The sequence below is a fragment of the Pseudomonas putida genome (assembly GCF_002025705.1).
Lineage (GTDB): Bacteria > Pseudomonadota > Gammaproteobacteria > Pseudomonadales > Pseudomonadaceae > Aquipseudomonas > Aquipseudomonas putida_J.
Window position 1 is genome coordinate 2,691,427 of record NZ_CP018846.1, and the last position, 23,203, is coordinate 2,714,629.

At 64.6% G+C, this 23,203-nt stretch carries 19 protein-coding genes; 8 read left to right on the forward strand and 11 right to left on the reverse strand.

Annotated features, from left to right (window positions below; genetic code table 11):
• Positions 1 to 15 precede the first annotated feature (15 nt).
• The 11 genes from BUQ73_RS12135 to BUQ73_RS12185 all read right to left on the reverse strand — a co-directional run bounded on the left by BUQ73_RS12135 (position 16) and on the right by BUQ73_RS12185 (position 13,354).
• The gene (locus tag BUQ73_RS12135; RefSeq protein WP_192858699.1) at positions 16 to 1,608 is read right to left on the reverse strand and encodes an ArnT family glycosyltransferase; all 1,593 of its coding nucleotides are present in this window, start codon (positions 1,606 to 1,608) and stop codon (positions 16 to 18) included.
• Positions 1,608 to 2,981 carry a UDP-glucose dehydrogenase family protein gene (locus BUQ73_RS12140; RefSeq protein ID WP_079228142.1) on the reverse strand — a complete coding sequence of 458 codons (1,374 nt, stop codon included), beginning with the start codon at positions 2,979 to 2,981 and terminating at the stop codon, positions 1,608 to 1,610. The genes BUQ73_RS12135 and BUQ73_RS12140 overlap by 1 nt, the downstream gene beginning before the upstream one ends.
• The gene (gene arnF, locus BUQ73_RS12145) at positions 2,978 to 3,391 is read right to left on the reverse strand and encodes a 4-amino-4-deoxy-L-arabinose-phosphoundecaprenol flippase subunit ArnF (RefSeq protein WP_079228143.1); all 414 of its coding nucleotides are present in this window, start codon (positions 3,389 to 3,391) and stop codon (positions 2,978 to 2,980) included. The genes BUQ73_RS12140 and arnF overlap by 4 nt, the downstream gene beginning before the upstream one ends.
• Positions 3,388 to 3,732, reverse strand: a complete 345-nt coding sequence (arnE, locus tag BUQ73_RS12150; protein ID WP_079228144.1) for a 4-amino-4-deoxy-L-arabinose-phosphoundecaprenol flippase subunit ArnE — start codon at positions 3,730 to 3,732, stop codon at positions 3,388 to 3,390. Before arnE ends, arnF begins: the two co-directional genes overlap by 4 nt.
• A complete protein-coding gene (gene arnT / locus BUQ73_RS12155; protein WP_079228145.1) occupies positions 3,729 to 5,378 on the reverse strand; it encodes a lipid IV(A) 4-amino-4-deoxy-L-arabinosyltransferase in 1,650 nt (549 codons plus the stop codon). The genes arnE and arnT overlap by 4 nt, the downstream gene beginning before the upstream one ends.
• On the reverse strand, positions 5,375 to 6,259 hold the full coding sequence (gene arnD / locus BUQ73_RS12160; RefSeq protein ID WP_079228146.1) for a 4-deoxy-4-formamido-L-arabinose-phosphoundecaprenol deformylase: 885 nt from the start codon (positions 6,257 to 6,259) through the stop codon (positions 5,375 to 5,377). The genes arnT and arnD overlap by 4 nt, the downstream gene beginning before the upstream one ends.
• On the reverse strand, positions 6,259 to 8,265 hold the full coding sequence (arnA, locus tag BUQ73_RS12165) for a bifunctional UDP-4-amino-4-deoxy-L-arabinose formyltransferase/UDP-glucuronic acid oxidase ArnA (protein ID WP_079228147.1): 2,007 nt from the start codon (positions 8,263 to 8,265) through the stop codon (positions 6,259 to 6,261). Before arnA ends, arnD begins: the two co-directional genes overlap by 1 nt.
• A complete protein-coding gene (gene arnC / locus BUQ73_RS12170) occupies positions 8,262 to 9,284 on the reverse strand; it encodes an undecaprenyl-phosphate 4-deoxy-4-formamido-L-arabinose transferase (RefSeq protein WP_079228148.1) in 1,023 nt (340 codons plus the stop codon). Before arnC ends, arnA begins: the two co-directional genes overlap by 4 nt.
• Positions 9,281 to 10,429 carry a UDP-4-amino-4-deoxy-L-arabinose aminotransferase gene (arnB, locus tag BUQ73_RS12175; protein WP_027917338.1) on the reverse strand — a complete coding sequence of 383 codons (1,149 nt, stop codon included), beginning with the start codon at positions 10,427 to 10,429 and terminating at the stop codon, positions 9,281 to 9,283. The genes arnC and arnB overlap by 4 nt, the downstream gene beginning before the upstream one ends.
• Positions 10,430 to 10,833: 404 nt before the next feature.
• Complete coding sequence (locus BUQ73_RS12180) at positions 10,834 to 12,348, reverse strand: ArnT family glycosyltransferase (RefSeq protein WP_079228149.1); 1,515 nt, start codon at positions 12,346 to 12,348, stop codon at positions 10,834 to 10,836.
• A gap of 100 nt (positions 12,349 to 12,448) precedes the next feature.
• A complete protein-coding gene (locus BUQ73_RS12185; RefSeq protein WP_237772772.1) occupies positions 12,449 to 13,354 on the reverse strand; it encodes a transporter in 906 nt (301 codons plus the stop codon).
• 102 nt (positions 13,355 to 13,456) lie between these two features.
• Here BUQ73_RS12185 and BUQ73_RS12190 point away from each other — a divergent pair, with 102 nt between their 5' ends.
• From BUQ73_RS12190 to BUQ73_RS12225, 8 genes are all read left to right on the forward strand, one after another.
• A complete protein-coding gene (locus tag BUQ73_RS12190; RefSeq protein ID WP_152031545.1) occupies positions 13,457 to 15,760 on the forward strand; it encodes a tetratricopeptide repeat protein in 2,304 nt (767 codons plus the stop codon).
• A gap of 63 nt (positions 15,761 to 15,823) precedes the next feature.
• Positions 15,824 to 16,798 carry an AAA family ATPase gene (locus tag BUQ73_RS12195; RefSeq protein ID WP_079228151.1) on the forward strand — a complete coding sequence of 325 codons (975 nt, stop codon included), beginning with the start codon at positions 15,824 to 15,826 and terminating at the stop codon, positions 16,796 to 16,798.
• Positions 16,799 to 16,801: 3 nt separating this feature from the next.
• Complete coding sequence (locus BUQ73_RS12200; protein ID WP_079228152.1) at positions 16,802 to 17,743, forward strand: DUF58 domain-containing protein; 942 nt, start codon at positions 16,802 to 16,804, stop codon at positions 17,741 to 17,743.
• Positions 17,740 to 18,246, forward strand: coding sequence for a DUF4381 domain-containing protein (locus BUQ73_RS12205; RefSeq protein ID WP_079228153.1), 507 nt, complete (start codon positions 17,740 to 17,742; stop codon positions 18,244 to 18,246). The genes BUQ73_RS12200 and BUQ73_RS12205 overlap by 4 nt, the downstream gene beginning before the upstream one ends.
• A complete protein-coding gene (locus BUQ73_RS12210; RefSeq protein WP_079228154.1) occupies positions 18,233 to 19,213 on the forward strand; it encodes a vWA domain-containing protein in 981 nt (326 codons plus the stop codon). The genes BUQ73_RS12205 and BUQ73_RS12210 overlap by 14 nt, the downstream gene beginning before the upstream one ends.
• A gap of 1 nt (position 19,214) precedes the next feature.
• Positions 19,215 to 20,807 (forward strand): VWA domain-containing protein, encoded by a 1,593-nt coding sequence (locus tag BUQ73_RS12215; protein ID WP_079228155.1) that lies wholly within the window; start codon positions 19,215 to 19,217, stop codon positions 20,805 to 20,807.
• Complete coding sequence (locus BUQ73_RS12220; RefSeq protein ID WP_079228156.1) at positions 20,804 to 22,105, forward strand: BatD family protein; 1,302 nt, start codon at positions 20,804 to 20,806, stop codon at positions 22,103 to 22,105. Before BUQ73_RS12215 ends, BUQ73_RS12220 begins: the two co-directional genes overlap by 4 nt.
• Before the next feature lie 30 nt (positions 22,106 to 22,135).
• Positions 22,136 to 23,131 (forward strand): HAD family hydrolase, encoded by a 996-nt coding sequence (locus BUQ73_RS12225; RefSeq protein WP_079228157.1) that lies wholly within the window; start codon positions 22,136 to 22,138, stop codon positions 23,129 to 23,131.
• Positions 23,132 to 23,203 lie beyond the last annotated feature (72 nt).

The window sequence follows — 23,203 nt, forward strand, 5'->3', positions numbered from 1 at the left end:
ACAGCGGCTGGAGCTTCAGTGCCCGAGGTACACCAGCACATAGTCGTTGTTGTCGAAGCGCCCGATGAGTTGCGGCTGCAGCGTTTGCAAGCGCGCCTGCTGCAAGGCCCGGAGGTCGTGGCGATCCATCATCAACCAGGCAGGCCCCTGCAAAGCTTGCAGTTGCGCGGGGGTTTCGCTGAACAGCGGTTGCATGTCGTGGTCGAGGTTGACCATGAACTTGATCGCCTTGGCATCCCGGCCCAGGCGGTGCAGCACCAGCGGGGCAGGTTGCTGCGAGACCTGATCGAGCACGGCCTGGGTGAAGCTGCGGGTGTCATACAGGCGGCGCTCCACTGGTTCGACCACCGACACATAGACCAACCACAACGCCATGACCGCGCAGCCAGCAGTGACCTCGGCACGCCAGCGTGACTGCAAGAGCCGCGACAGCGCCCACAACTGCAGGGCCGCCAGCACAACCAGCAGCACCGTGGTGGCGCCGATCTGCTCGGGGAAGCGCCGCTGGGCGACCAGCACGGCAATCATCATCAGACCCGGCGTCAACAGCCAAAGCCCCTGGGTCAAACCGCGCAGCCCGGCGAACAGCCGCCCTTGTGTGACCTGGAACGGGTACGCGGCGATTATCGCAACCATCGGCAGCATCGGCAGCAGATAGCGGGCCTTCTTGGCCAACGGGATCGACAACCCGAGCATCACCAGCAGTGCTGCGGCCGCGCAATAACCGACCAGGTGCAGCGACGGCCCACGCAGCTGTGCACGGCCCAGCCACGCGCCGAGCAACGCCAGGATTGCCAGTGGATAGGCCAGCGCGTAGTTGCCCAGCGAGCTGGTGAAATAGTACAGCGCGCTGCTGGCGCCCTCGCTGCCGTCCATGCGCCCCATGAACTGCATGCGGATCACGTCATCCAGAAACGCCTGGCCGCCACTGGCTTTTGCCATCCACAGCAACAGGCCGACACTGGCGACAAGCAGCAAGCTGGCCAGCCCCCCGAACAGCAACAACCGCCGCCATTGGCCTGTGAGCAAGTAATAACTGCACAGGATGCCGGTCGGTACCACCAGGCCGATCGGCCCGCGAATGCCGAAACCCAGCAGCAACAGGCCGAACACCAGCGGCCAGCGGCGCCCTGCGCCGCGCTGATCGTGGGCATAACCCAGGTAGAACACGCTGAAGGCGACCGCCGCCAGCATGAGGTCCTGCGACACGGCCCGCACTTCGCTGACGAAGGTAACCGTCAGCAGCAGCAAGGCGATGCTGCTCCACGCCCAGCGCAGCGAGAACGGCGCCAGCAACCGGTACATCAGGGTCACGATGAGCGCCCCGGCGATGGCGCTGGGTAGCCATGCGGTCAGGCTGTTGACAGCGCCGAACGGCAGTGACAACAGCCAGATGAACAGCGTCGAGAGCGAGGTGTAGTCGGCATAAGGTTGCCCATAGGTGGTCGGGAACACCGTTGGCCCATGGCGCAGCATCTCCTGGGCGAACAGCACGAAGCGCGAGTCGAAGCCGATGGGCGCCTGCCCATACACCCCGGCGCAGAACAGCAGCAGCGCCAGCAGCCCTGCAAGCAGGGACTGCCGGCGAACGGTGAGTGGCAGAGTCATCACGCCGCTTTCGAACCCTGGCGGGGCAGTTGCGGGGCAACCGGCAACTGGCAAGAATCGCCACGGCCGATCGGGAAGTACTTGAACCCTTTGCGCGACAGGCGCTCGGCATCGTAAAGGTTGCGCCCGTCGAAGATCACTGGTGCCTTCAGGCGCTGCTGAATCAGCTCGAAATCCGGCGCCTTGAACTGCTGCCATTCGGTGCAGATGATCAGCGCGTCAGCACCGGACAGCACCGACTCCGGCGTCCCCATCAGCATCAGTTTCTCTTCGTTCGGGTACAGGTGCTGGGTTTCCTGCATGGCTTCGGGGTCGAAGGCACGCACGCTGGCACCGGCAGCCCACAGCGACTCAAGCAGCACGCGGCTGGGGGCGTCGCGCATGTCATCGGTGTTGGGCTTGAACGCCAGGCCCCACAAGGCAAAGGTCTTGCCTGCAAGGTCGCCGTTGTAGAACGCATGGATGCGCTCGAACAGCTTGTGCTTCTGGCGCTCGTTGATGGCCTCGACCGCCTGCAGCAGGTCGCTGGAGCAATGCACCTGCTCGGCACTGTGGATCAGCGCGCGCATGTCCTTGGGGAAGCACGAGCCGCCATAGCCGCAGCCTGGGTAGATGAAGTGGTAGCCAATGCGGGTGTCCGCGCCGATGCCCTGGCGCACCGACTCGATATCAGCCCCCAGGTGTTCGGCCAGCTCGGCGATCTGGTTGATGAAGCTGATCTTGGTGGCGAGCATGCAGTTGGCGGCGTACTTGGTCAGCTCGGCGCTGCGCAGGTCCATGAACATGATGCGGTCATGGTTGCGGTTGAACGGGGAGTAGAGGTCGCGCATCACATCGCGCACGTCTTCCCCCTCGCAGCCGATGACGATACGGTCCGGCCGGCGGCAATCGGCGACAGCCGAACCTTCCTTGAGGAACTCCGGGTTGGAAACGATATCGATACGCAGCTCACGGCCACTCAGCGCCGTATTGATGTGGGCGCGCAGGGTGTCGCCGGTGCCGACCGGGACCGTGGACTTCTCGACCAGGATCAGCGGTTCCTGGCGGTGGCGGGCAATTGCATCGCCGACTGACAGCACATACTTGAGGTCCGCCGAGCCGTCTGCGCAGGAGGGCGTGCCGACGGCAATGAAGGCGACGCGGCCATGTTCGACAGCGAGCTTTTCATCGGTGGTGAACTGCAGCCGCCCGCCATCCATGCCTTCGCGCACCAGGCTGGAAAGGCCCGGTTCGAAGATGCTGACATGGCCTTGGCGCAACAGCTCGACTTTCTTCTCATCGACATCCATGCACACCACATCATGGCCAACCTCGGCCAGTACTGCGGCTTGCACCAGGCCGACGTACCCGCTACCAAACACTGTAATTTTCATGGAGCACTCCTTAATGCGGGCGAACGGGCCGGACGCGTATTGATAGTGATGACCCCGAGCATGACCAGTGCCACGCCCAGTGATTTGCCAAAGCTGAATGATTCGTCGAACAGCGGCAGGCTGGCCGCCAGCAGGTAGACCAGGGCGTAGCTCAGGCTCAGCAACGAGTAGGCCCGGCCCAACGGCAGGTCGCGCAGGGCCAGCAGCCAGCAGAGCATCGACAGGCCGTAAGCGGCGATTGCCGCCAGCACCACGGCCACGGCCAGGGTATCGAGGCCCTGACTGGTCAGCGTCGACAACCACTGACCAGGCTGCGGCAGGCGGGTCATGCTCCAGCGCATGGCCAGCTGGGCGGCGCTGACCAGCAGCACACTCCCCAGGGCGAAGGTAATGCCAAGGCGCTGGTTCATGATTGCTGCCCCAGCAAGGCCACGCCGGCGATGACCAGGGCCACCCCCAGCCAGTGACGGCGATCGACCGCTTCATGGAAGCCGAAGCGGGCGATCAGGGTGATGACCACGAAGTTCAGGCTGAGCATCGGGTAGGCGATACCTACCTCCATGCGCTGCAGTACCAGCAACCAGACCAGCAAACCGCTGCCCAGGGCGAGCAGGGCCAGCCACAGCCAGGGCGAACGCAACTTGTCCGTCCACGGCCCCGCCTGCCCACGCCAGCTTTCCACGGCGAACTTCTGCGCTACCTGGCCCATGCAAGTCAGCAGGCAGGCTGCCAGCAGCAGTAGCCAGCTCATGGCGCGACCTTGGGCAGGATGAGGATCACCATCTTGCCTTGCTGGTAGCGCGTGCCATCGTCGGGCAGCAGGGCGAGCTCACGCTGTTCATCTTCACCCTTGACCCGCATCACCACGCCGACCGTGCCACTGCGGCGAGCATCGTCGACCCACTGGCGGACGTTCTTGTCGTTCAACCGGCGCCCCTGGCCTTCAGGGGTCGCCAGGCCGTACTTCAGTTCGCCGACGGTGTTGTAGAACGCCACATTCGGCTGTTGCAGGCGCCAGGCCAGTGCCGATGCCGCACCAAGGTCATTGCTCAGCAGGTGCGTGGCGCCAGTCAGTTCGTCGATGTGCTGCAGGATGAACTGGTCAGGCATCTTGTTGCCTTCCACCGACTTGGGCAGTGCCGCCGGCAGCAGGGCCATCAGCAACAAGCTGCCGAATACCGGAGCCGCCCAGCAGCGCAGCGGCGACAGGGCCTGGGCCAGGTTGGCGACAGTCCATCCCGCCAGGGCAACGCACATCATCAGCATGCCGGTCAGTTCGTGGTCGTACACGGGCTTTTTCAACTGCAGCCAAGCCAGTGCGATCAGGGCGACCACGCCCAGCACCACGTTGAGCCAGCCATTGATGCCCAGTGCGCGACCTTTTTGCAGGCGCAGCCGGTCATCCAGTGCATGGCCAATCAGCAGGGCCATGGGCAGCAGGCACGGGAAGATGTAGGTCGGCAACTTGCCCTTGCTCAGGCTGAAGAACAGCAACGGCATCAGCAGCCACAGCAGCAAGAAGACGATCTTGGCCTGGGTACGGCTCTGCCAGGCCTGTTTCAGGGCCGGCGGCAGCGCGCCGACCCAGGGCAGGCTGTAGGCCACCAGCAACGGCAGGTAGTAGTACCAGGGGGCACTGTGCTGGGCATCGTCACCGGCAAACCGGCGGATGTGCTCATGCCAGAAGAAGAACCGCCAGTAATCGGGCTCCTGGACATGCACCGCCAGCACCCAGGGCAGGCTGACAACGATCGCCACCACCACGGCCACTGGCCCGTATACCAACAGTTCGCGCCAGCGCTTCTGCCAGAGCATCCACGGCAGCGCGATCAGCACCGGCAACAGCCAGGCGAGAAAGCCCTTGGTCATGAAGCCCATGGCGCAAGCCAGCCCCAGTACCGCCCAGGCCGCCAGGCGCTGGCCGTTGCTGCGGCTGTCCACGGCGAACCACAGGGCTACCAGGCTGAGGTTGACCCACAGGGTGAACTGCGGATCGAGGTTGGCGTAGACTGCCTGGCCCACCATGACGCAGAAGCTCATGTAAACCAGGGTGCAGACCAGGCTCTTGCGCGGGTCGTTCCACAGGCGGCGTGCCACCAGGTAGCACAGTATCAGGCTCAGCCCGACACTCAGTGCCGAGGCAAAACGCACGCCGAACAGGTTCTGGCCGAACAGCCCTTGGCTGAGGGCGATCATCCAGTAGCCTGCGGCAGGTTTTTCGAAGTAACGCAGCCCCATGAAGTGGGGCGAGACCCAGTTACCGGTCAGCAGCATCTCCTGGCTGACCTGGGCGTAGCGGGTTTCGTCGGGGATCCACAAGCCATGGCCGCCCAGTGGCAGCAGGAAGGCCAGCACGAACAGGCCGAGCAGCAGCGGTAGCGTCCAGCGTCTGCTCATGAGCCTTGCACTCCCAGCCAGCCTTCACGGCCTTGCAGGGTGCCGCGCTGCACACTGGCAACGGGCAAGGTGTCGAGCGAGGCGGGGAGCAACTCGCCCAAAGGTTTGAACGCAATCTCGCGCTGGCGTGCATCGGCCAGCAATTGGCGAAAGTCCTGGGCCATCAGAATCCCTTCTACCTCTGCATGGATGGTGTAGACGTTGAGTGCCTGGGGGCGGAAGCGCCCCAGGATGAATTCGTTGAAGTGCGCGGCAGCCACCTGCGGGCCGACGACCTCGTCGAAGGTCGGCATGTCCACCGGAACCTGCGGCGCCCCTGCCGAACCGTCGGCCAGGCGGGGGCGGAACAGGCTGCTACCGCGGCAATCGCTGTTGTAGCGGAAGCCGAAAGCCTGCTTGGCCTCGGTGACCCGCTCGTCCGCGCGCCAACCGGCGACGGCCGAACAGTCCACTGGCGCGCCGAGGATGTCACTGAGGGTGTCGACGCCCTGACGGATCTGCTCGGTCAGCTGCGCCATGCTCCAGTGCCCGGCATTGGCCTGCCAGCCGTGGTGGTCCCAGGCGTGCAGGCCAACCTCGTGGCCGGCGTCCCGGGCCTGACGCATCAGGTGCCCGAGGTCGCGGCCAATCGGCTTGCCGGGCCAGGCGGTGCCGGCCAGGAGAATGTCCCAGCCGTACAGCCCGGCGGCATTGGAGCGCAGCATCTTCCACAGGAACTGCGGGCGGATCAGGCGCCACAAGTGGCGCCCCATGTTGTCCGGCCCGACACTGAAGAAGAACGTCGCCTTGACCTGTGCCTCGTCCAGCAGATCCAGCAGGCGCGGCACACCTTCACGGGTGCCGCGGTAGGTATCGACATCGATGCGCAACCCTGCCTGCATCAGCGTGCTTCTTCTGCCGGACGGGCCTCGATCTCGCGCATGGCTTCACGCAGGAAGAAGTCCAGGGTGTTGCCGATGGTCTCGCGCATCTCCACGGTCGGCTCCCAGTTCAGCAGGCGCTTGGCGTTGGCGATGCTTGGCTTACGGTGGGACACGTCCTGGTAGCCGCCGCCGTAGAAGGCCTTGCTCTCGACATCGCGGAACCCGGCAAACGGTGGGAAGTGGCTGCGCAGCGGGTGGGCCTCGAACTGGCGCAGCAGCTCTTCGCCAAGCTGGCGGATGCTGGCTTCGTTGTCCGGGTTGCCGATGTTGATGATCTGGCCGTTGCAGGCATCGTTGTCGTTGTCGATGATCCGTGCCAGGGCCTCGACGCCGTCGGCGATGTCGGTGAAGCAGCGTTTTTGCGCGCCGCCGTCGAACAGGCGGATCGGCGTGCCTTCAACCAGGTTCAGGATCAGCTGGGTGATGGCCCGGGAGCTGCCGATACGCGCGGAGTCCAGGCGGTCCAGGCGTGGGCCCATCCAGTTGAATGGGCGGAACAGGGTGAAGTTCAGGCCTTTCTGCCCATAGGCCCAGATGACCCGGTCGAGCAGCTGCTTGGATACCGAGTAGATCCAGCGCTGCTTGTTGATCGGCCCGACTACCAGGTTGGAGGTGTCTTCATCGAAGTTCTGGTCCTGGCACATGCCGTAGACCTCGGAGGTCGACGGGAAGATCACGCGCTTGTTGTATTTGACGCAGTAGCGCACCAGGCGCAGGTTTTCTTCGAAGTCCAGCTCGAACACGCGCAGCGGGTTGCGGGTGTATTCGATCGGCGTGGCGATGGCCACCAGTGGCAGCACCACGTCACACTTCTTGATGTGGTACTCGATCCACTCGGAGTGAATGCTGATATCGCCTTCGACGAAGTGGAAACGCGGGTGGTTGCGCAGGCGTTCGATGGCGTCGGAACCGATGTCCAGGCCGTAGACTTCGTAACGCTCGTCGCTGAGCAGGCGCTCGGACAGATGGTTGCCGATGAAACCGTTGACGCCAAGGATCAATACCCGGGTGCGGCGCTTGGCGCTGCGCGAATCGGCGCCGCGCAGCAGCGAGCCTTCGACCAGGCCCAGTTCAGCGGCCAGCTGCGGGCCGCTCAGGTACAGGCCGTTGTCATTGCGCTGACCGGCGCTGATCACCAGCGAGTCTTCGCCACAGGCAATGCGCAGTGGGTCGGTGCTGATTACCCGGCCAGGGGCCAGGCCATCGTTGCCCTTGACCACGTCGGCGCTCCAGACGATCAGTTTGTGCTCGCCGACCGGGCAGAACGCACCTGGGTAGGGCTGGGTCACCGCACGTACCAGGTTGAACAGGGTTTCGGCAGGCTGTTGCCAGTTCAGCCGGCCATCAGCTGCGGTGCGACGGCCGAACACCGTAGCCTTGGACTCATCCTGCGGGGTTTCGCTGACCTTGCCCAGGCGCAGGTTTGGCAAGGTGTCGCGCAGCAGGTCGGCGGCTGCGGCGCGAAGTTTGCCATGCAGGCTCAGTGCAGTGTCGCTACGCTCGATGGCCACCCGCAGTTGGGCGACGATGGCGCCGGCGTCAGCGCGCTTGACCATGCGGTGCAGGGTCACGCCGGTTTCACGCTCGCCGTTGACCAGCACCCAGTTGGCTGGTGCACGGCCGCGGTAGCGCGGCAGCAGCGAGCCATGCAGGTTGAAGGCGCCCTTGCGGCCGGTGGCTAGCAGCGGTTCGCTCAGCAGGTTGCGGTAGTAGAAGGAGAACAGGTAGTCCGGGGCCAGCTGGCTGATGCGCTCAACCCACAGCGGGTGGTTGACGTCCTCCGGCGCGTGCACCGGGATGCCTTTGCGTGCACACAGCTGTGCGACCGAGGCGTAGAAGGTGTTTTCCTTGGGATCGTCGGCATGAGTGAACACCGCTGCGATGTCATAGCCGCTGTCGAGCAGGGCTTCAATGCCGGCGCAGCCGATATCGTGGTACGCGAAGACAACTGTTTTTGCACTCATGAGTGAACCTGACCAGAAGTAGAGGAGTTGAAACCGTCAACGGTGACGTTTTGTGCCGGAACAGGCGGCGGGCCGCTGCGCAGCACTTTTTCGATGAAGAATCGCGGGCGGGCGCGCACGTCGCTGTACATGCGCCCCAGGTACTCGCCGAGCAGCCCCATGCCGATGAACTGGCCACCGGTGAACACGAACAACACGGCGAAAAGGACGAACAGGCCATCACCGGCCCAGCCCGGGCCGAACGCCAGGCGCAGCACGATCAGCACCATGGCAAACAGCACGCCGAGCGCGGCCATGCTGAAACCGACGATGCTCAGCAGGCGCAACGGCGTGGTGGTCATGCAGGTGATCAGGTCGAACATCAGGCTGATCAGGCGCATCGGGCTGTACTTCGAATCCCCGTGTTCACGTTCGGCGTGGGTCACCAGGATTTCGGTGGTGTGGCGGGCGAAGCTGTTGGCCAGGATCGGGATGAAGGTGCTGCGCTCGCGGCAAGCGAGCATGGCGTCGATCACCGTGCGCCGGTAGGCGCGCAGCATGCAGCCGTAGTCGCTCATGGCAACGCCTGTGGAGCGCTTCACCGCGTAGTTGATCACCTTCGATGGCCAGCGGCGCATGGCCGAGTCCTGGCGGTTGCTGCGCACCGTGCCGACCACGTCGAAACCGCGTTCGGCTTCGGCGACCAGGCGCGGGATTTCTTCCGGCGGGTTTTGCAGGTCGGCGTCGAGGGTGATCACCACGTCGCCCTTGCACTGCTCGAAACCGGCCATGATCGCTGCGTGCTGGCCGTAGTTGCGGTTGAGGATCACCGCCACGAACGGGCTGTTCTCGGCCTTGGCGGCTTCTTCGAGAATGTGCGCGGAGTCGTCGCGGCTGCCGTCGTCGACCAGCACGATTTCATAGGGGTGACGCAACTGCTGGCAGGCGGCGCCTGTGCGGCGCAGCAGCTCAGGCAGGCTTTCCTGCTCGTTGTAGACCGGGATGACGATGGACACACAATGGATCGGGTAAGGTCTCACGAGCGATTTCCCACAAGCTGTTCAATGGCGGTGACGACCCGGTCGAGGTCGTGGTCGGTCATGTCAGGGAACAACGGAATGGAGCACAACCGCGCCGAGTTCCATTCGGTGTTTGGCAGCGAGAGCTGCGGATCGCGCTGGCGGTACCAGGTGTGCAGGTGGGTGGCGATGAAGTGGATGCCGGTGCCGATGCCGCGCTCCTGCAAGCCTTTCATGAAGGCTTCGCGGTCGAGGCCGCAGCGTTCGCTGTCGATGCGCAGGATGAACAGGTGCCAGGCGTGCTGCTGGTCGTAGCCCGGCACGGCCAGGGGCTGCACTGGCAGGCCTGCCAGACGCTGCTGGTAGAGGCCGGCCAGTTCGGTACGGCGGGCGTTGATGGCATCCAGGCGCTTGAGCTGCACCAGGGCGATGGCGGCGTTGATGTCGGCAAGGTTGTACTTGAAGCCGGGCTCGATGACCTGGGCCTGGGGCTTGCGGCCATGGGTCAGGCGGTCGTAGGCATCGACACCCAGGCCATGGAACTTGAGCATGCGCACGCGGCTGGCCAGGGCTTCGTCATCGCTGACGAACATGGCGCCTTCGGCGCAGGTCATGTTCTTGATTGCATGGAACGAGAAGATTGCCGTGCCTTGGGCACCGACATGGCGGCCCTTGTAACGGGTGCCGGCAGCGTGGGCGGCGTCTTCGATGACAGCGATGCCATGCTTGTCGGCGAGGGCGTACAGGGGGTCGAGGTCGAAAGCTGCGCCAGCGTAGTGAACCGGGATGATGGCCTTGGTTCGCGGAGTGATCGCCGCCTCTATGCGCGCCGCATCGGTCATCAGGGTATCGCGGTCGACATCGACGAATACCGGCGTGGCACCGAGCAGTGAAATCATGTTGGCCGTGGACACCCAGGTCTGCGACGGGGTAATGACTTCATCCCCAGGGCCGATACCCAGTGCCAGCAAAGCGATGTGCATACCGCCAGTGGCCGATGACAGGGCTACCGCATGGCGGCAACCGACGTACTGTGCGAACTGCTCTTCAAGTGCCTGGTTTTGTGGGCCGGTGGTGATCCAGCCCGAACGCAGGACCTTTTCGACAGCCGCAATTTCCTCGTCGCCCATACTAGGACGCGAGAAAGGGAGAAACGCCTCACTCATGAGCACCTCGGTGATACAGGAAAATGACAGAACCCATTGATTTAATTGGTTCCATTGCCAGCGTAGACGCAAAGAAAATTTTTGCATCAAGTGCGCGGGCAGAAAGTGGGTGTGTTGCGTCAAGTCAGAGTTGTCTGCGGGGGCTCAGTCTTCCGTGCCGTAGTGATTGACAGTGGCTTATTCGGCCAAGGTTATGCCGGTTTTTGTGAAAGAAGTATAAAAAATAGGTAGCCTTCTCATTACATTGCAAACATAGACAGCTAAGGTTCAGCTTTCTGCCTTAGTGTTTGGCGGGCAATAAAATTGAAACTCAAAAACATTCATTCGGGTGAATGTAAAACTGTGCTTGTAGTTGACCGAATAGTCGTCGCTACTTGCAGCGTTTCAAAAAATCAGGGGCTGGCCTAAGTTTTGGGAATATAGGCCACGCTTTGATCATCACGGGCATGCAGCCACTGCTCGCCATGGCTGGGCTGGGTGGTGATGACCTGATGATCGCTATCCAGGTAGGCAAAAGGCGGGGCCTCGCCGTGGCGGTAGTGCGCAACGATGATCGTACGCTGCGGGTCCCAGTGCTGGCCGCTGGTGCGTTCCAGCCAGGCCATCAAGCTGGCGGTGTCGCCACTGCGTGGGTAATCCTGAGTTTGCGCTACATAGTAGAAGGGCGCGCCGCCCGTCTGCAGGTACATCGGCACCTTGTTGTCCACCTCGACCATGACCAGCTGCCACTGCGCCAGCGGCGCTTGCCGGCCGGCCTGTTCGCGCACCGCTTCGCCGAAGCGGATCACGCCACCGCCGCCATTGCTCCAGGGCACGAGAATGCCCAGCACCGCCAGCAGTAATACGGTGGTCACCGCGAAGCCCGCCTGGAGCTTGCGCCCGGAGGCTTTGCGTGCGGCCATTCGCTGGGTGACCCACCAGGCACCCAGCAGTTGCGCGAACGGCACCAGCGGCAGCACATAGTAGCTGCGCCTGCTGCCGCTGGCGGTGAAGAACAGCATCAGCAGGCCAAGCCCCTGGATAAGCCAGCGGGTATCTGGCTCGATGTGCCGCCAGTGACGCAGGGCAACCCACAAGGCAATGATCCAGCAAGGCGCCCAGGGCAGGGTGTAGACCGGTAGGTACACCAGGTAGGTGTAGATCGGCCCGAGGTTGTCGAACGGCTGGAAAAACCGCACCACGTTTTCCCGCAGCACCAGCCCGAGGCCGCTTTCGTCGTAGTTTGGCGCGCCGTACAGGTGCGAAAGCACGAACGGCAGCATATACAGTGCCCCGGCCAGCAGCAGTGCAGCCAATAAACGCAGATTGAGGTGGCGACGCCAGCGGCCTTCGCTCAGCAGGTGCGGCAGCAACACCAGCCCCGGCAGGATGAAGCCGATCAGGCCCTTGAACAGCGAGGTCAACGCCAACAGCCCGAAGAACCCGACGTAGCGCCAGAATCGGGTATCGTCCGGCCCGCGCCAATACCACCAGACTGCTGCCAGCACCCCACATACCGTCAGGATGTCGGCCGTGGCGACCCGTGCCCAGAACACGAAGTAGAAGGTCGTGGCCAGCATCCAGCCGGCGACCAGGCCGGTACCTTTGCGGAACAGGCGCTCGCCGAGCAGGTAGGTCAGCCAGACGCTCAGCCACGCTGCTACGACCGAGGACAGGCGCAGCGACCAGGGCCCCAGGCCACCGGTCAGCCAGGCGCTGGCCGTGATCAGCCAGTACGACAGCAACGGCTTGTCGTAGTAGGCACCGCCCTTGAGGTACGGGTCGAAATAGTCGCCGCTTTGCAGCATCTGCAGGCAGATGTTGGCCCAACGGGTTTCTGCGCCCCACAGTTCGCGACTGCCCAGCCCCAGCATCAACAACAAGGCGGTGGCGGCCAGCAGTAACAGCAAGGCGCGTTGGTCGTGACGCTTCGGATTCATGGCTGACTCTGCGGGCAAGCAAACGGTCGGCGAATCCTAGGTGGGGAAAAGTGCGGGCTCGGTGAAGATTTGGTGAAAAAGTTGCGGGGCAGAGCGCTGCCTACCAGACGTATTGCAGCCGCAAGGTCCAGGTATTCACATCCGGCGACCCGGTACGTTCCGATACGGTGTCGGAGTAGGCCACCAGCCCGCCAAACTGCGGGGTCAGCATGAAGCCCAGGCTGGCCCCCAGGAGTACGTTCTCCTGTTTGTTGTCCTGGCCAACCCCGTCGATGCGGGTTTCCCCGCCGGTGCTGTAGGTGCTGTCCAGTGCAACCCATAACGCTCGGTTGACCGTATAGCTGTAGTGGCCCTCGATCGCGTAAAGCGGCTTCTGTTCCAGCTTGCTGTTGCCGTGGTAATCATCGTTGTCGCCGTACAGCGAGACATAGCCGTTGATTTCCAGCCAGGTCGGCCCGAAGGGCGTGCCGAACGCAAGCTCCGGTTTCACCACCCAGCGATTGGAGCCGATATTGATGACCCGGTCCTTGTCATAGTCACCAGTGGGTGCAGTCAGCCACAGGGCGCCGCTGAAGAACGTCTCCGGCTTCCAGTTGGCAAATTCTGCGGCGGTCAGCGCCGGCCCACCAAAGAAATTGTGCGCGAAGACGACCTGGATATCGCCCATGCCGCCATTGTGCTTGGTGCCGCTGAAGAACCGCCCATTGTCGAACGAGGCCGCGACATCGGCATACGGCTGCAGGATCTGGATCGCCGAGTTGCGCCCGTCCAGGCCGAACGAGCGTGCGTAGCGCAGGATGTACAGGTCGGCATTGAGCGACAGGCCATCGAGCGGTAGCGAGGTGTCGATCGGGGTGTTGGTGTCGATCAGGTTGTAATAGCCGAACACCATGTTCAGGTCGATCGGTGTGTTTTGCCAGTCACGGGCGTTATCGGCCACGGCCGACTGGGCGCAAAAACCGATCGACAACGTCAATAGCAGGCGTGAGCGGGGATGGGCGGTCATGGCGGCTCCGTGCGCAGGCTGTCCATCAGTGATAGCTCATGTTGGCAGCCTGTCCCGATTTATTTGCTAGCCTCAGTTGCGCAAGGGTCCGGTACAGGGCCCATGGAACTGGCCGTGGAGCATGGAATGGGGAAGGCGATCAATGGCGTTGTCCGTGGGCTGCTGGGCGCAGTGCTGCTGGCCTGGCTGGGGAACGCGGCGGCGGCCAGCCCGCCTGCCCAGGCGCAACCTGCAGAGGGCTATGTAGCGACACAGACCTGCCTTGGCTGCCATGCCGAGCAGGCCAGGCAATGGAAAGACTCCGACCATGGCTGGGCCATGCGCGATGCCACGGCGGCCAACGTGCTGGGCAACTTCAATGACGCACGCTTCGATGAGGCCGGGGTGACGGCCCGGTTCTTTCGCAAGGGGCAGGGCTTTTTCGTCACCGTGGAGGGCGAGGACGGCAAACCGGCCAACTTCCAGGTGCGCCGGACGTTCGGCCATTATCCGCTGCAGCAGTACCTCGTCGACCTGCCACGCGGGCGCCTGCAGGCGCTGACCATCGCCTGGGACAGCCGACCCAAGACACAGGGCGGGCAACGCTGGTTCTCGCTGTACCCCGGGCAGCGTTTCGCCCCTGACGACCCACTGCACTGGACCGGCCGCTACCAGAACTGGAACGGCATGTGCGCCGACTGCCATTCGACCCGCCTGATGAAAAACTACAACGACCGCGACGACAGCTTCGCCTCGACCTGGCAGGAGCAGAACGTCGGTTGCCAAAGCTGCCATGGCCCGGGCAAGGCGCACGTCGACTGGGCCAAGGCAGGCAAAGCCGGCGAGGCCAACGGCCTGGCGGTGGACTACAAGGCGTTGGGCAGCCAGGGCCTGGTCGAGCAGTGCGCGTACTGCCACAGCCGGCGGCAGACCCTCGGCGTCGGCATGCTGCCGGGGCACGCGCAGCTGGACCAGAGCCTGCCGGCAACCTTGCGCAGCGGCCTGTACCATGCCGATGGCCAGATTGACGGCGAGGTGTACGAGTACGGCTCGTTCACCCAGAGCAAGATGTACGCTGCCGGCGTCGGTTGCACCGACTGCCACAACCCACATACCGCCAAGGTCAAGGTCGAGGGCAATGGCCTGTGCCTGCAATGCCACAACAGCCAGCCTCCGCTGGCGCGTTTTCCCAGCCTGCAAGCCAAGGACTACGACAGTGAAGCGCACCATCACCATCCGGCCGGCTCGCCGGGGGCACAGTGCGTGAGTTGCCACATGCCGACCAAGACCTACATGGTGGTCGACCCACGGCGTGATCACAGCTTGCGTATCCCGCGCCCAGACCTCGCGGCCAAGACCGCCAGCCCCGACGCCTGTACCACCTGTCACCAGGACCGCCAGCCGCAATGGGCGGCGGCGGCCATTGACGGCTGGTTCGGTGCGCGCAAGCGCCCGGTGCATTACGGCGAGAACTTCCAAGCGGTGCGCAGTGGCCACGGCATTGCCCTGAGCGAATTGAACGCGGTCCTCGCCGACAAGGGCAAGCCGGCAATCGTGCGCGCCACGGCGGCGCAGCAAATGGCCGAGCTGGGCACGCAGTCGGTGATCAGCCTGGGCTGGGCGTTGAAGGACAACAGCCCGCTGGTACGCGCCTACGCGGTGGCCGGGTTTGCCAGCGTGCCGCCCGAACAACGCCTGCAACCGTTGTTGCCGCTGCTCAAGGACCCAACCCTGGCGGTACGCGACGAAGCGTTGCGTGTGCTGGCCGGAGTGCCCATCGCACAGATACCAGAACAGGTTCGTGATTCGTTCGGGACGCTGCTTGCCGATTACGAGCGCCGCCTGCGCGGCAACGCCGACCTGCCGGGTGGGCGCCTCAACCTGGCGGTGCTGCTCAGCCGCCAGGGCCGCGATGCCGAGGCCATGGGCGAGTACCGCCAGGCATTGCGGCTCGACCCGTACTTTGTGCCGGCGCGCGTCAACCTGGTGACCCTGGCCAGTGCCGCGCAACAGTTCGATGAGGCCGAACAGGTGCTGCGCGAGGGCGTGGCGCTCGACAAGATGCCCGCCAGCGACCACGGCAACCTGGCCTATATGCTGGCCTTGCTGCTGGCCGAGCGCGGCCAGCAGGACGAGGCGCTGCAATGGATGGAGCGTGCGGCCGTGGCGCTGCCGGGCAATTCGCGGATCCGCTACAACCAGGGGCTGTTGCTGTCGCGCCTGGAGCGCCGCGACGAGGCCATTGCCGCACTGCGCAGCGGCCTGGAGCAGTCCCCGGACGACGCGGACCTGCTGTATTCGCTGATCTACCTGCATGCCCTGGCTGGCGAGCGCGCCGACGCCTATGGCTACGTCAAGCGCTTGCGCCAGGCGGCGCCCGACGACCCGCGGCTGCAGGCGATCGAGCCGTACTGGCAAAAGCCGTGAGCTGGCGAAGCCAACCAGCGCTGCTAGATTTAGCCCATACCTACGCGGCCAGGGAGCGAGAGCGTGAGCATACGCGAGGAGATTGCAGCGCTGGAGGCACGTGTCGCCGAGCAGGTCCTGGGCCAGGCAGAGACCATCCGGCATGTGCTGCTGGGCCTGTTGGCCAACGGCCACGTCCTGCTCGAAAGCCTGCCGGGGCTGGCCAAGACGCGCACGGTCAAGGCCCTGGCCACGCACCTGGACGCGCAGATGCGGCGTATCCAGTTCACCCCGGACCTGCTGCCCTCGGACATCACCGGCGGCGAGATCCTGCAGCCTACCAACGAAGGTAACCAGATCAAGTTCCAGCCCGGGCCCTTGTTCGGCAACGTGATCCTGGCCGACGAGATCAACCGTGCCCCGGCCAAGGTTCAGGCGGCGCTGCTCGAAGCCATGGAAGAACGGCAGATCACCGTGGCCGGGCAGAGCTACGCGATGCCGGCGCTGTTCATGGTGATGGCGACGCAGAACCCGATCGAGCAGGAAGGCACCTATCCGCTGCCCGAGGCGCAGATGGACCGCTTCCTGATGAAATTGCAGCTGGATTACCCCAAGGTCGAGGATGAGGCGCTGGTGCTGCGCCTGGTACGCAATGAAGAAGCGCAAGGCCGCACTGGCGTGCAGGCCCCTGAGCGGCTGGCGCAGGAGGTGGTGTTCGCCGCGCGCGCCGAAGTCGCGCAAGTGCACGTGGCCGAGGCTATCGACCGCTACCTGGTCGACCTGGTCAACGCCACCCGGCACCCGGCCGACTACGATGCCGACCTGTCACGCTGGATTCGCATCGGTGCCAGCCCGCGCGGTGGCATCAGCCTGGACCGGGTGGCACGCGCCCATGCCTGGCTGGCCGGCAACGCCTTCGTCACCCCGGACGATGTGCGTGCAGTTGTCCATCCGGTGCTTCGCCACCGCTTGCAGCTCAGCTATGACGCGGTCGCTGAAGCCGTCACGCCCGACCAGGTGATCGACCGCCTGCTCGATCGCGTGGCGATCCCGGCCTGAGCCATGGGGCCGGCCGCCGACGGTTTTGTCTACGCCTCGCTCGCGCAGCTGATGGCGTTGGAGCAGCGCATCGGCGCGCTCAGTTTTGTAGCCCGCCAGCCGCTTTCCAGCATCCTTGCCGGCGGCCATGCCTCGCGCCTGCGCGGGCGCGGGCTGAGTTTCGATGAACTGCGCCGCTACCAGCCGGGTGATGACCTGCGCCACCTCGACTGGCGCGCCTCGCTGCGTTTCGGCAAACCGTTCGTGCGTACCTTCACCGAGGAGCGTGACCGCCCGACTTGGCTGCTGGTGGACCAGCGCATGAGCATGTTCTTCGGCTCGCAGCGCAGCTTCAAGTCGGTGGTGGCGGCGGAACTGGCGGCGTTGTCGGCGTGGATGGCATTGCGCGCGGGTGACCGTGTGGGCGGGCTGGTATTCGATGACCACCAGGTACGCCAGGTACGGCCCTTGCGCAGCCGCGCCCGGGTGGAAGCGCTGTGCGCGGCAATCATTGCCAGCAACCAGGCCTTGTCCGCCACCGGCCCCGACACCGAGAACGAACAGCAACTGGACACCGCATTGCGCCAATGCGTCGCCCTGGCCGGGCATGATGCGCTGGTGTGCATCATCAGCGATTTTGCCGGGGTGTCGACGCAAACCTTGCAGCTGCTGCGCCAGCTCAGCGCGCACAACGACGTGATCGCCATGCAGGTCTACGACCCCCTCGCACTGCATTTGCCTGAACAAGGCCGGATCACCGTGACCCAGGGCGAATTGCAGGTGGAGATGCAGATCGACCGCCGCCAGGTCAGCCGCCCTCTGGGAGCGTACCTCAGCGGGCGCCTGCAGGAAGTGGCGGACCTGCTGCGCCGCAGCCAGATTCCGTTGCTGATGATCAGTACCGCCGAAGAGCCGCTGTTGCAGCTGCGCCGTGAATTGGGGCGGCTGCCCGGAGGCAGCCGATGAACGCGCCGGCGGTGCCGGATATCGCTCAGTTGCAGGAACTGCCGCTGCCGGTGCCGCCGTTCAGCTATGTGCCGCAGACCTGGGGTTGGTGGCTGCTGCTGGCCGTGCTGGTGCTGGCCAGTGTGGCATGGGTGCTGCGCAGCCGCCGACGCTGGCGGCGGGAGCGCTACCGGCATGAAGCCTTGGCGTGTTTCGACCAGCTGGCGCAGGGGGCGGCCGACCCGCAGCGGCGTTTGCAGGCCCTGCGGGAATTGCCGGTATTGCTCAAGCGGGTCGGGTTGTCGATGCCCGATGCACCTCCCGTGGCCACGCTGGCAGGCGCGCAGTGGCAGGCCTTTCTGGTGGCGCGCGCGAAGGCGCCATTACCCGCGGATTTCGCAGCCCGCCTGCATACCCTGAGCTATGCCCCGGCCAATGACGTGCTGGCAATCCCGCAGCCGCAGATCAGCACCTTGCTCGCCCTGAGCCGGCAATGGATCGAGACCCATCATGTGGCAGTTTGACTACCCCTGGGTGCTGGCCGCGCTGCCGCTGGCGTGGGTGGCCTGGCACTACCTCGCGGCCTACCGCGAAGCACGCAGCGCCGTGCGCGTGCCGTTCTTTGCGGCCATGAGCCGGGCGGCGGGGCTTACACCGCGCACCGATAGCGGCGGCCGACGCTGGCAAAGCGTGCTCAACCTGGTCGTCTGGGCCCTGCTCACTACGGCCTGCGCCCGGCCGGTCTGGGTCGAGCAGGCCATCGAACACACCCAGCCGGTGCGCGACATGATGCTCGCCATCGACATCTCGCAATCCATGGAAACCCGCGACTACACGGCAGCCGATGGCACCCGCAGCGACCGCCTGAGCGTGGTCAGGGACGTGGTGCGGGACTTCATCGCACGGCGCAAGGATGACCGCATCGGCCTGATCGTTTTCGGCACGGGGGCCTACCCACAGGCCCCGCTGACCCTCGACCATGCCAGCCTGCAGGTACTGCTGGACGAGGTGGGTATCGGCATGGCCGGCCCCAACACTGCGCTGGGCGACGCGATCGGGCTGAGTATCAAGCTGTTCGCCCAGGCCCACGAACAGGACAAGGTGCTGATCCTGCTTACCGACGGCAACGACACTGGCAGCGCCATCACCCCGGCGCATGCGGCGCGCCTGGCCAAAGCCCAGGGCATCGTGGTGCACACCATCGGCATCGGCGACCCCCAGGCCAGTGGCGAGGCCAAGGTCGACCTGGCGCTGCTGCAGGACATCGCCCGGCAAACGGGCGGGCGGTTCTTCCGCGCCGACGACCGCGACGCCTTGCAGCAGGTGTACGCCACACTCGACAGCATCACCCCGCACCAGGTCAAGACCCTGCGCCACCAGCCCAAGCGTGACCTGTTCTGGTGGCCGTTGGGCGCGGCACTGATATTGCTCACGGTCAGCCACGGGCTGGCCGCAGGGCTTGGCAGCCGATCGCTGGCCCAGGGAGGGTGAGATGGAACTGGATTTCAGCGCGTTCCACTTTCTGCGCCCTTACTGGCTGTTGCTGATCGTGCCAGCGTTGCTGCTGCCATGGCTGTGGACGCGCCGGCATGACCTGAAACGCCAGCTGGACGGGGTCATTGCCCCGCACCTGATCGCCGCGCTGGTGATCACCCCTGAGCAACGCGAGACCGTGCGCCCGGTGCACCTGCTGGCGCTGCTGCTCGGCCTTGGTGCGCTGGCAGCGGCCGGGCCGACCTGGACCGAAGACCGCCCGGACTTTCTCGACAACCGGGCGCCGTTGATCCTGGCCTTCGACCTTTCGCCTTCGATGGATGCCGACGATGTGCCACCGTCGCGGCTCACGGCGGCCAAACACAAGATGCACGATCTGCTCACGCGCCGCGCCGGGGCGCGCACCGCATTGATCGCCTACGCGGGCAGCGCTCACCTGGTACTGCCGGCCACGCAAGACCCGGGCCTGCTGGACAGCTTCATGCAGGCGCTGGACACCTCGCTGATGGCCCGGCCAGGCAAGGACGTTGCTGGCGTGATCGACCTGGCCCAAACGCTGCTGGCCGCCGAAAAGGTCCCGGGGACGCTGGTGCTGATCACCGACGGCGCCGATGCCACGCAGTTCGATGCAATCAGCGAACGCCTGAAGGGCAGCGACCTGCAGGTACTGGTGCTGGCCGTTGGCAGCCAGGCCACCGGGGTGCTGCATGACCGCCTGGGCCACCCGCGGGTGGGCAGCGATGGTCGGCCGTTGCTGGCGAACTTCGACACTGAAGGTTTGAAAGGGTTGGCCAGTGCAGCCGACGCACCACTGGGCAGCCTGACCCTGAACGATGACGACCTGGACTGGATCGAGCTGCATGCCCAGCGGCATTTCCAGGCCGTGCAGGATGAGGGCAGGGAGGTGCACTGGAAGGACGCCGGTTACTGGCTGTGCTGGCCGCTGGCACTGATTGCACTGTGCTGCGTGCGCCGCGGCTGGCAAGTGCATTGGCTGGTGGTGCTGCTGATGCTCATGGCCGGGGCACCGCAACCGGCACGCGCCGGGGCCTTGGCCGATGCGTTCCTGACCGCCGACCAGCAAGGGCGATGGGCCTTCGAGCACGGCCACTACCCTGAAGCGGCGGCGCACTTTCATGACCCTTACTGGCGTGCCGTGGCGGCCTACCAGGCCGCCGACTACCAGGCCGCGCTGGCCGATTTTGCCCAGCTGGATACGGCGCCGGCCTATTTCTACCTGGGCAACATCTACGTGCGCCTGTTCAAGTTCGCCGAAGCGATTTCGGCTTACCAGCAGGCCTTGCAGCGCCAGCCGGACTTTCCTCAGGCCAGCGCCAACCTGGCGCTGGCGCAAGCCCTGGCAAAAGACTACGACGATCAGCAGAAGGCCGGCACACCTGACGAGAAAGCCGACAAGGTGGTCGAGGACCAGACCTCCAGCAAGGGCGCCCAACAACGCCAGCAAGTCACCGCTCAGGCCGCTTCCGACCAGGCCTGGCTGAACAACCTGACGACTTCCCCTGCGCAGTTCCTCAAGCGCAAATTCGCCTTGCAGGATGCCGCACGCCAACCTTCCGGAGCAGCACCATGAGCCGCCTGGCCTGCCTGATACTGCTGTGCCTGCCCTGGTTTGCCTGGGCAGACCCGCAGGTGCGCATACAAAGCCGCCTGGTACCGCCAGACGGGGCCCTGGTCGGCGCGACCGTGAACCTGGAGGTGGACTTGCTGGTGGACAGCTGGTTCACCGCCGCGCCAGTGCTGCCGCAGCTGGAGCTGCCGGGTGCTGTGGTCACACCGCCAAACGGCGAGGCCCAGCACCTGAACCAGACAATTGACGGCAAGGCGTTTTTCGGGCTGCGTTACACCTGGCAGATCACCCCGCAGGTGGCCGGGTCATTCAGCATCCCGGCGCTGCGCTATCAAGTACAGCCGGGGCCGGGCAATGTGCCGGTCACCCTCACCAGCGAGCCGCTGGGCTTCAGCGCAAAGGCCTTGGCCGCTGCCGGCGACCGGCCGCACCTGGTAGCGAGCAACGTGCACCTGAGCCAGTCCACAGAGTTGTCGCATGACCCACTGCGGGTTGGCGACAGCATCACCCGCAAACTGAGCCTGCAGGCCGAAGGCGCCCAGGCCATGCTGATGCCCGCACCGGCATTCGTGGAGGTCGCCGGGCTGAAGCGCTACGTGCAGCCTCCGCAGGTCAAGGCGCTGGGCGATGGCCGAGGGGGGACGGTCGGCGGTGCCCGGGAGGACAGCGTGACCTACGTGGTCGAACGGGCTGGCGCACTGACACTGCCCGCGATTGAACTGCAGTGGTGGGATTATGCCGGCCAGGCCCATGCTGTCTCGGTCGATGCAGTGTCATTCGATGCCGTCGCCGCACAGTACCGCGCGCCGTTCTCGATAGATGACGACCTGCGCGCCCTGGGTCAGCAGGCACGCATCAAGGTCGGTGGGCACTGGCTGCTGATCGCCGTTGCCTTGTTCGCAGGCACGCTATTGATATGGCTGTGCCGACGCTGGTTCGAACCTGCCCGTGGCGTACTGCGCCGCTGGCGTGAAAACCGCCGACAGCGCTGGCTGGGCTCGCCGGGTTATGCCTGGGCTGGCCTGGTCAGGCAGCTGCATGAGCGCCCGCCACGCCTGGATGCGTTGTACCTGTGGGTACGCCGCAGCAGCGGGCAACGCACGCTGCGAAGTTTTTTTGAACTTTTCCCCGACAACTCTGAGGTTCGTTGCCTAGACTTGCTCGAGGTTCGCTATAGCGAGGCATCGGGCAGTGCATATGCGGCCGACGGCCTGCTGAAAGACCTGCGCCGTGTTCGAAAGTGCATCAAGCACGATAACGCCACCCATCATCACCAGGCTTTGAAACCGCTTAATCCCTGATTCCCACCAGGGCAATGACAAGGACCTGCCATGCATACGCTGCCTCGCCTGCATTGGTTATTGAGCCTTTTGTTGCTGGCTCCGCTGATCGCCCAGGCTACAGAAACGCTGCCTTCCTGGAACGAGGGGCCTTCGCGGCAGGCCATCGTCAGCTTCGTCGATGCCGTGACCGAAGTGGGTGGCAAGCACTATGTGCCGGTGCCGGAGCGCATTGCGGTGTTCGACAACGACGGCACCCTGTGGAGCGAGCAACCGTTGTATTTCGAGGTGCTGTTTTCCCTCGATGAAGTGCGCCGGCTGGCTCCGGAGCACCCGCAATGGAAGACCGAGCAGCCGTTCAAGGCGGTACTCGAAGATGACCGCAAGGCCCTGGCCGACAGCGGCATGGATGGTTTGCTGAAAATCGTCGCGGCCACCCACGCCGGCGTCAGCACCGAACAGTTCATCGCCCGCAGCCGGCACTGGCTGGCCAGTGCGAAACACCCTGAGACTGGCAAGCCCTACACCGAGATGGTCTTCCAGCCCATGCTTGAACTGCTGGCCTATCTACGTGCAAATGGCTTCAAGACCTACATCGTTTCAGGCGGTGAAGTCGCGTTCATGCGCGCCTTTGCCGAAGAAGTCTACGGCATCCCGCCCGAGCAGGTGATCGGCACCACCCTCGATGCGCGGTTCGTCGACGCCGACGGCCAACTCTCGATCCTTCGCCAGCCCAGGCTGGTGCACAACGACGATGGGCCGGGCAAACCGGTCAGCATCGATTCGATCATCGGCCGCCGGCCACTGCTCGCCTTCGGCAACTCCGACGGCGACCTGCAGATGTTGCAGTGGACCAAGGCCGGGCCGGGCCTGCGCTTCGCCGGGCTGGTGCACCACACCGATGCCACGCGCGAGTGGGCCTATGACCGTGACAGCAAGGTCGGGCGCCTGGACAAGGCGCTGACCACGGCCAACGAGCAGGGCTGGACGGTGGTCGACATGGCCCGCGATTGGCGGCGCATCTACCCCTTTGAACAGAGCAAGTAAAAGTAACCAAGGACCGCAGGCACACAGGGACCAGCTAGGTAGTCGGCACTCACGTGTACGTAGTCGTGGCAT

Bases quoted from the DNA above. Each gene is read 5' to 3' on its own strand.
- BUQ73_RS12135 (WP_192858699.1), bottom strand. From the start codon at position 1,608: ATGACTCTGCCACTCACCGTTCGCCGGCAGTCCCTGCTTGCAGGGCTG.
- BUQ73_RS12140 (WP_079228142.1), bottom strand. From the start codon at position 2,981: ATGAAAATTACAGTGTTTGGTAGCGGGTACGTCGGCCTGGTGCAAGCC.
- arnF (WP_079228143.1), bottom strand. From the start codon at position 3,391: ATGAACCAGCGCCTTGGCATTACCTTCGCCCTGGGGAGTGTGCTGCTG.
- arnE (WP_079228144.1), bottom strand. From the start codon at position 3,732: ATGAGCTGGCTACTGCTGCTGGCAGCCTGCCTGCTGACTTGCATGGGC.
- arnT (WP_079228145.1), bottom strand. From the start codon at position 5,378: ATGAGCAGACGCTGGACGCTACCGCTGCTGCTCGGCCTGTTCGTGCTG.
- arnD (WP_079228146.1), bottom strand. From the start codon at position 6,259: ATGCAGGCAGGGTTGCGCATCGATGTCGATACCTACCGCGGCACCCGT.
- arnA (WP_079228147.1), bottom strand. From the start codon at position 8,265: ATGAGTGCAAAAACAGTTGTCTTCGCGTACCACGATATCGGCTGCGCC.
- arnB (WP_027917338.1), bottom strand. From the start codon at position 10,429: ATGAGTGAGGCGTTTCTCCCTTTCTCGCGTCCTAGTATGGGCGACGAG.
- BUQ73_RS12180 (WP_079228149.1), bottom strand. From the start codon at position 12,348: ATGAATCCGAAGCGTCACGACCAACGCGCCTTGCTGTTACTGCTGGCC.
- BUQ73_RS12185 (WP_237772772.1), bottom strand. From the start codon at position 13,354: ATGACCGCCCATCCCCGCTCACGCCTGCTATTGACGTTGTCGATCGGT.
- BUQ73_RS12190 (WP_152031545.1), top strand. From the start codon at position 13,457: ATGGAACTGGCCGTGGAGCATGGAATGGGGAAGGCGATCAATGGCGTT.
- BUQ73_RS12200 (WP_079228152.1), top strand. From the start codon at position 16,802: ATGGGGCCGGCCGCCGACGGTTTTGTCTACGCCTCGCTCGCGCAGCTG.
- BUQ73_RS12205 (WP_079228153.1), top strand. From the start codon at position 17,740: ATGAACGCGCCGGCGGTGCCGGATATCGCTCAGTTGCAGGAACTGCCG.
- BUQ73_RS12210 (WP_079228154.1), top strand. From the start codon at position 18,233: ATGTGGCAGTTTGACTACCCCTGGGTGCTGGCCGCGCTGCCGCTGGCG.
- BUQ73_RS12215 (WP_079228155.1), top strand. From the start codon at position 19,215: ATGGAACTGGATTTCAGCGCGTTCCACTTTCTGCGCCCTTACTGGCTG.
- BUQ73_RS12220 (WP_079228156.1), top strand. From the start codon at position 20,804: ATGAGCCGCCTGGCCTGCCTGATACTGCTGTGCCTGCCCTGGTTTGCC.
- BUQ73_RS12225 (WP_079228157.1), top strand. From the start codon at position 22,136: ATGCATACGCTGCCTCGCCTGCATTGGTTATTGAGCCTTTTGTTGCTG.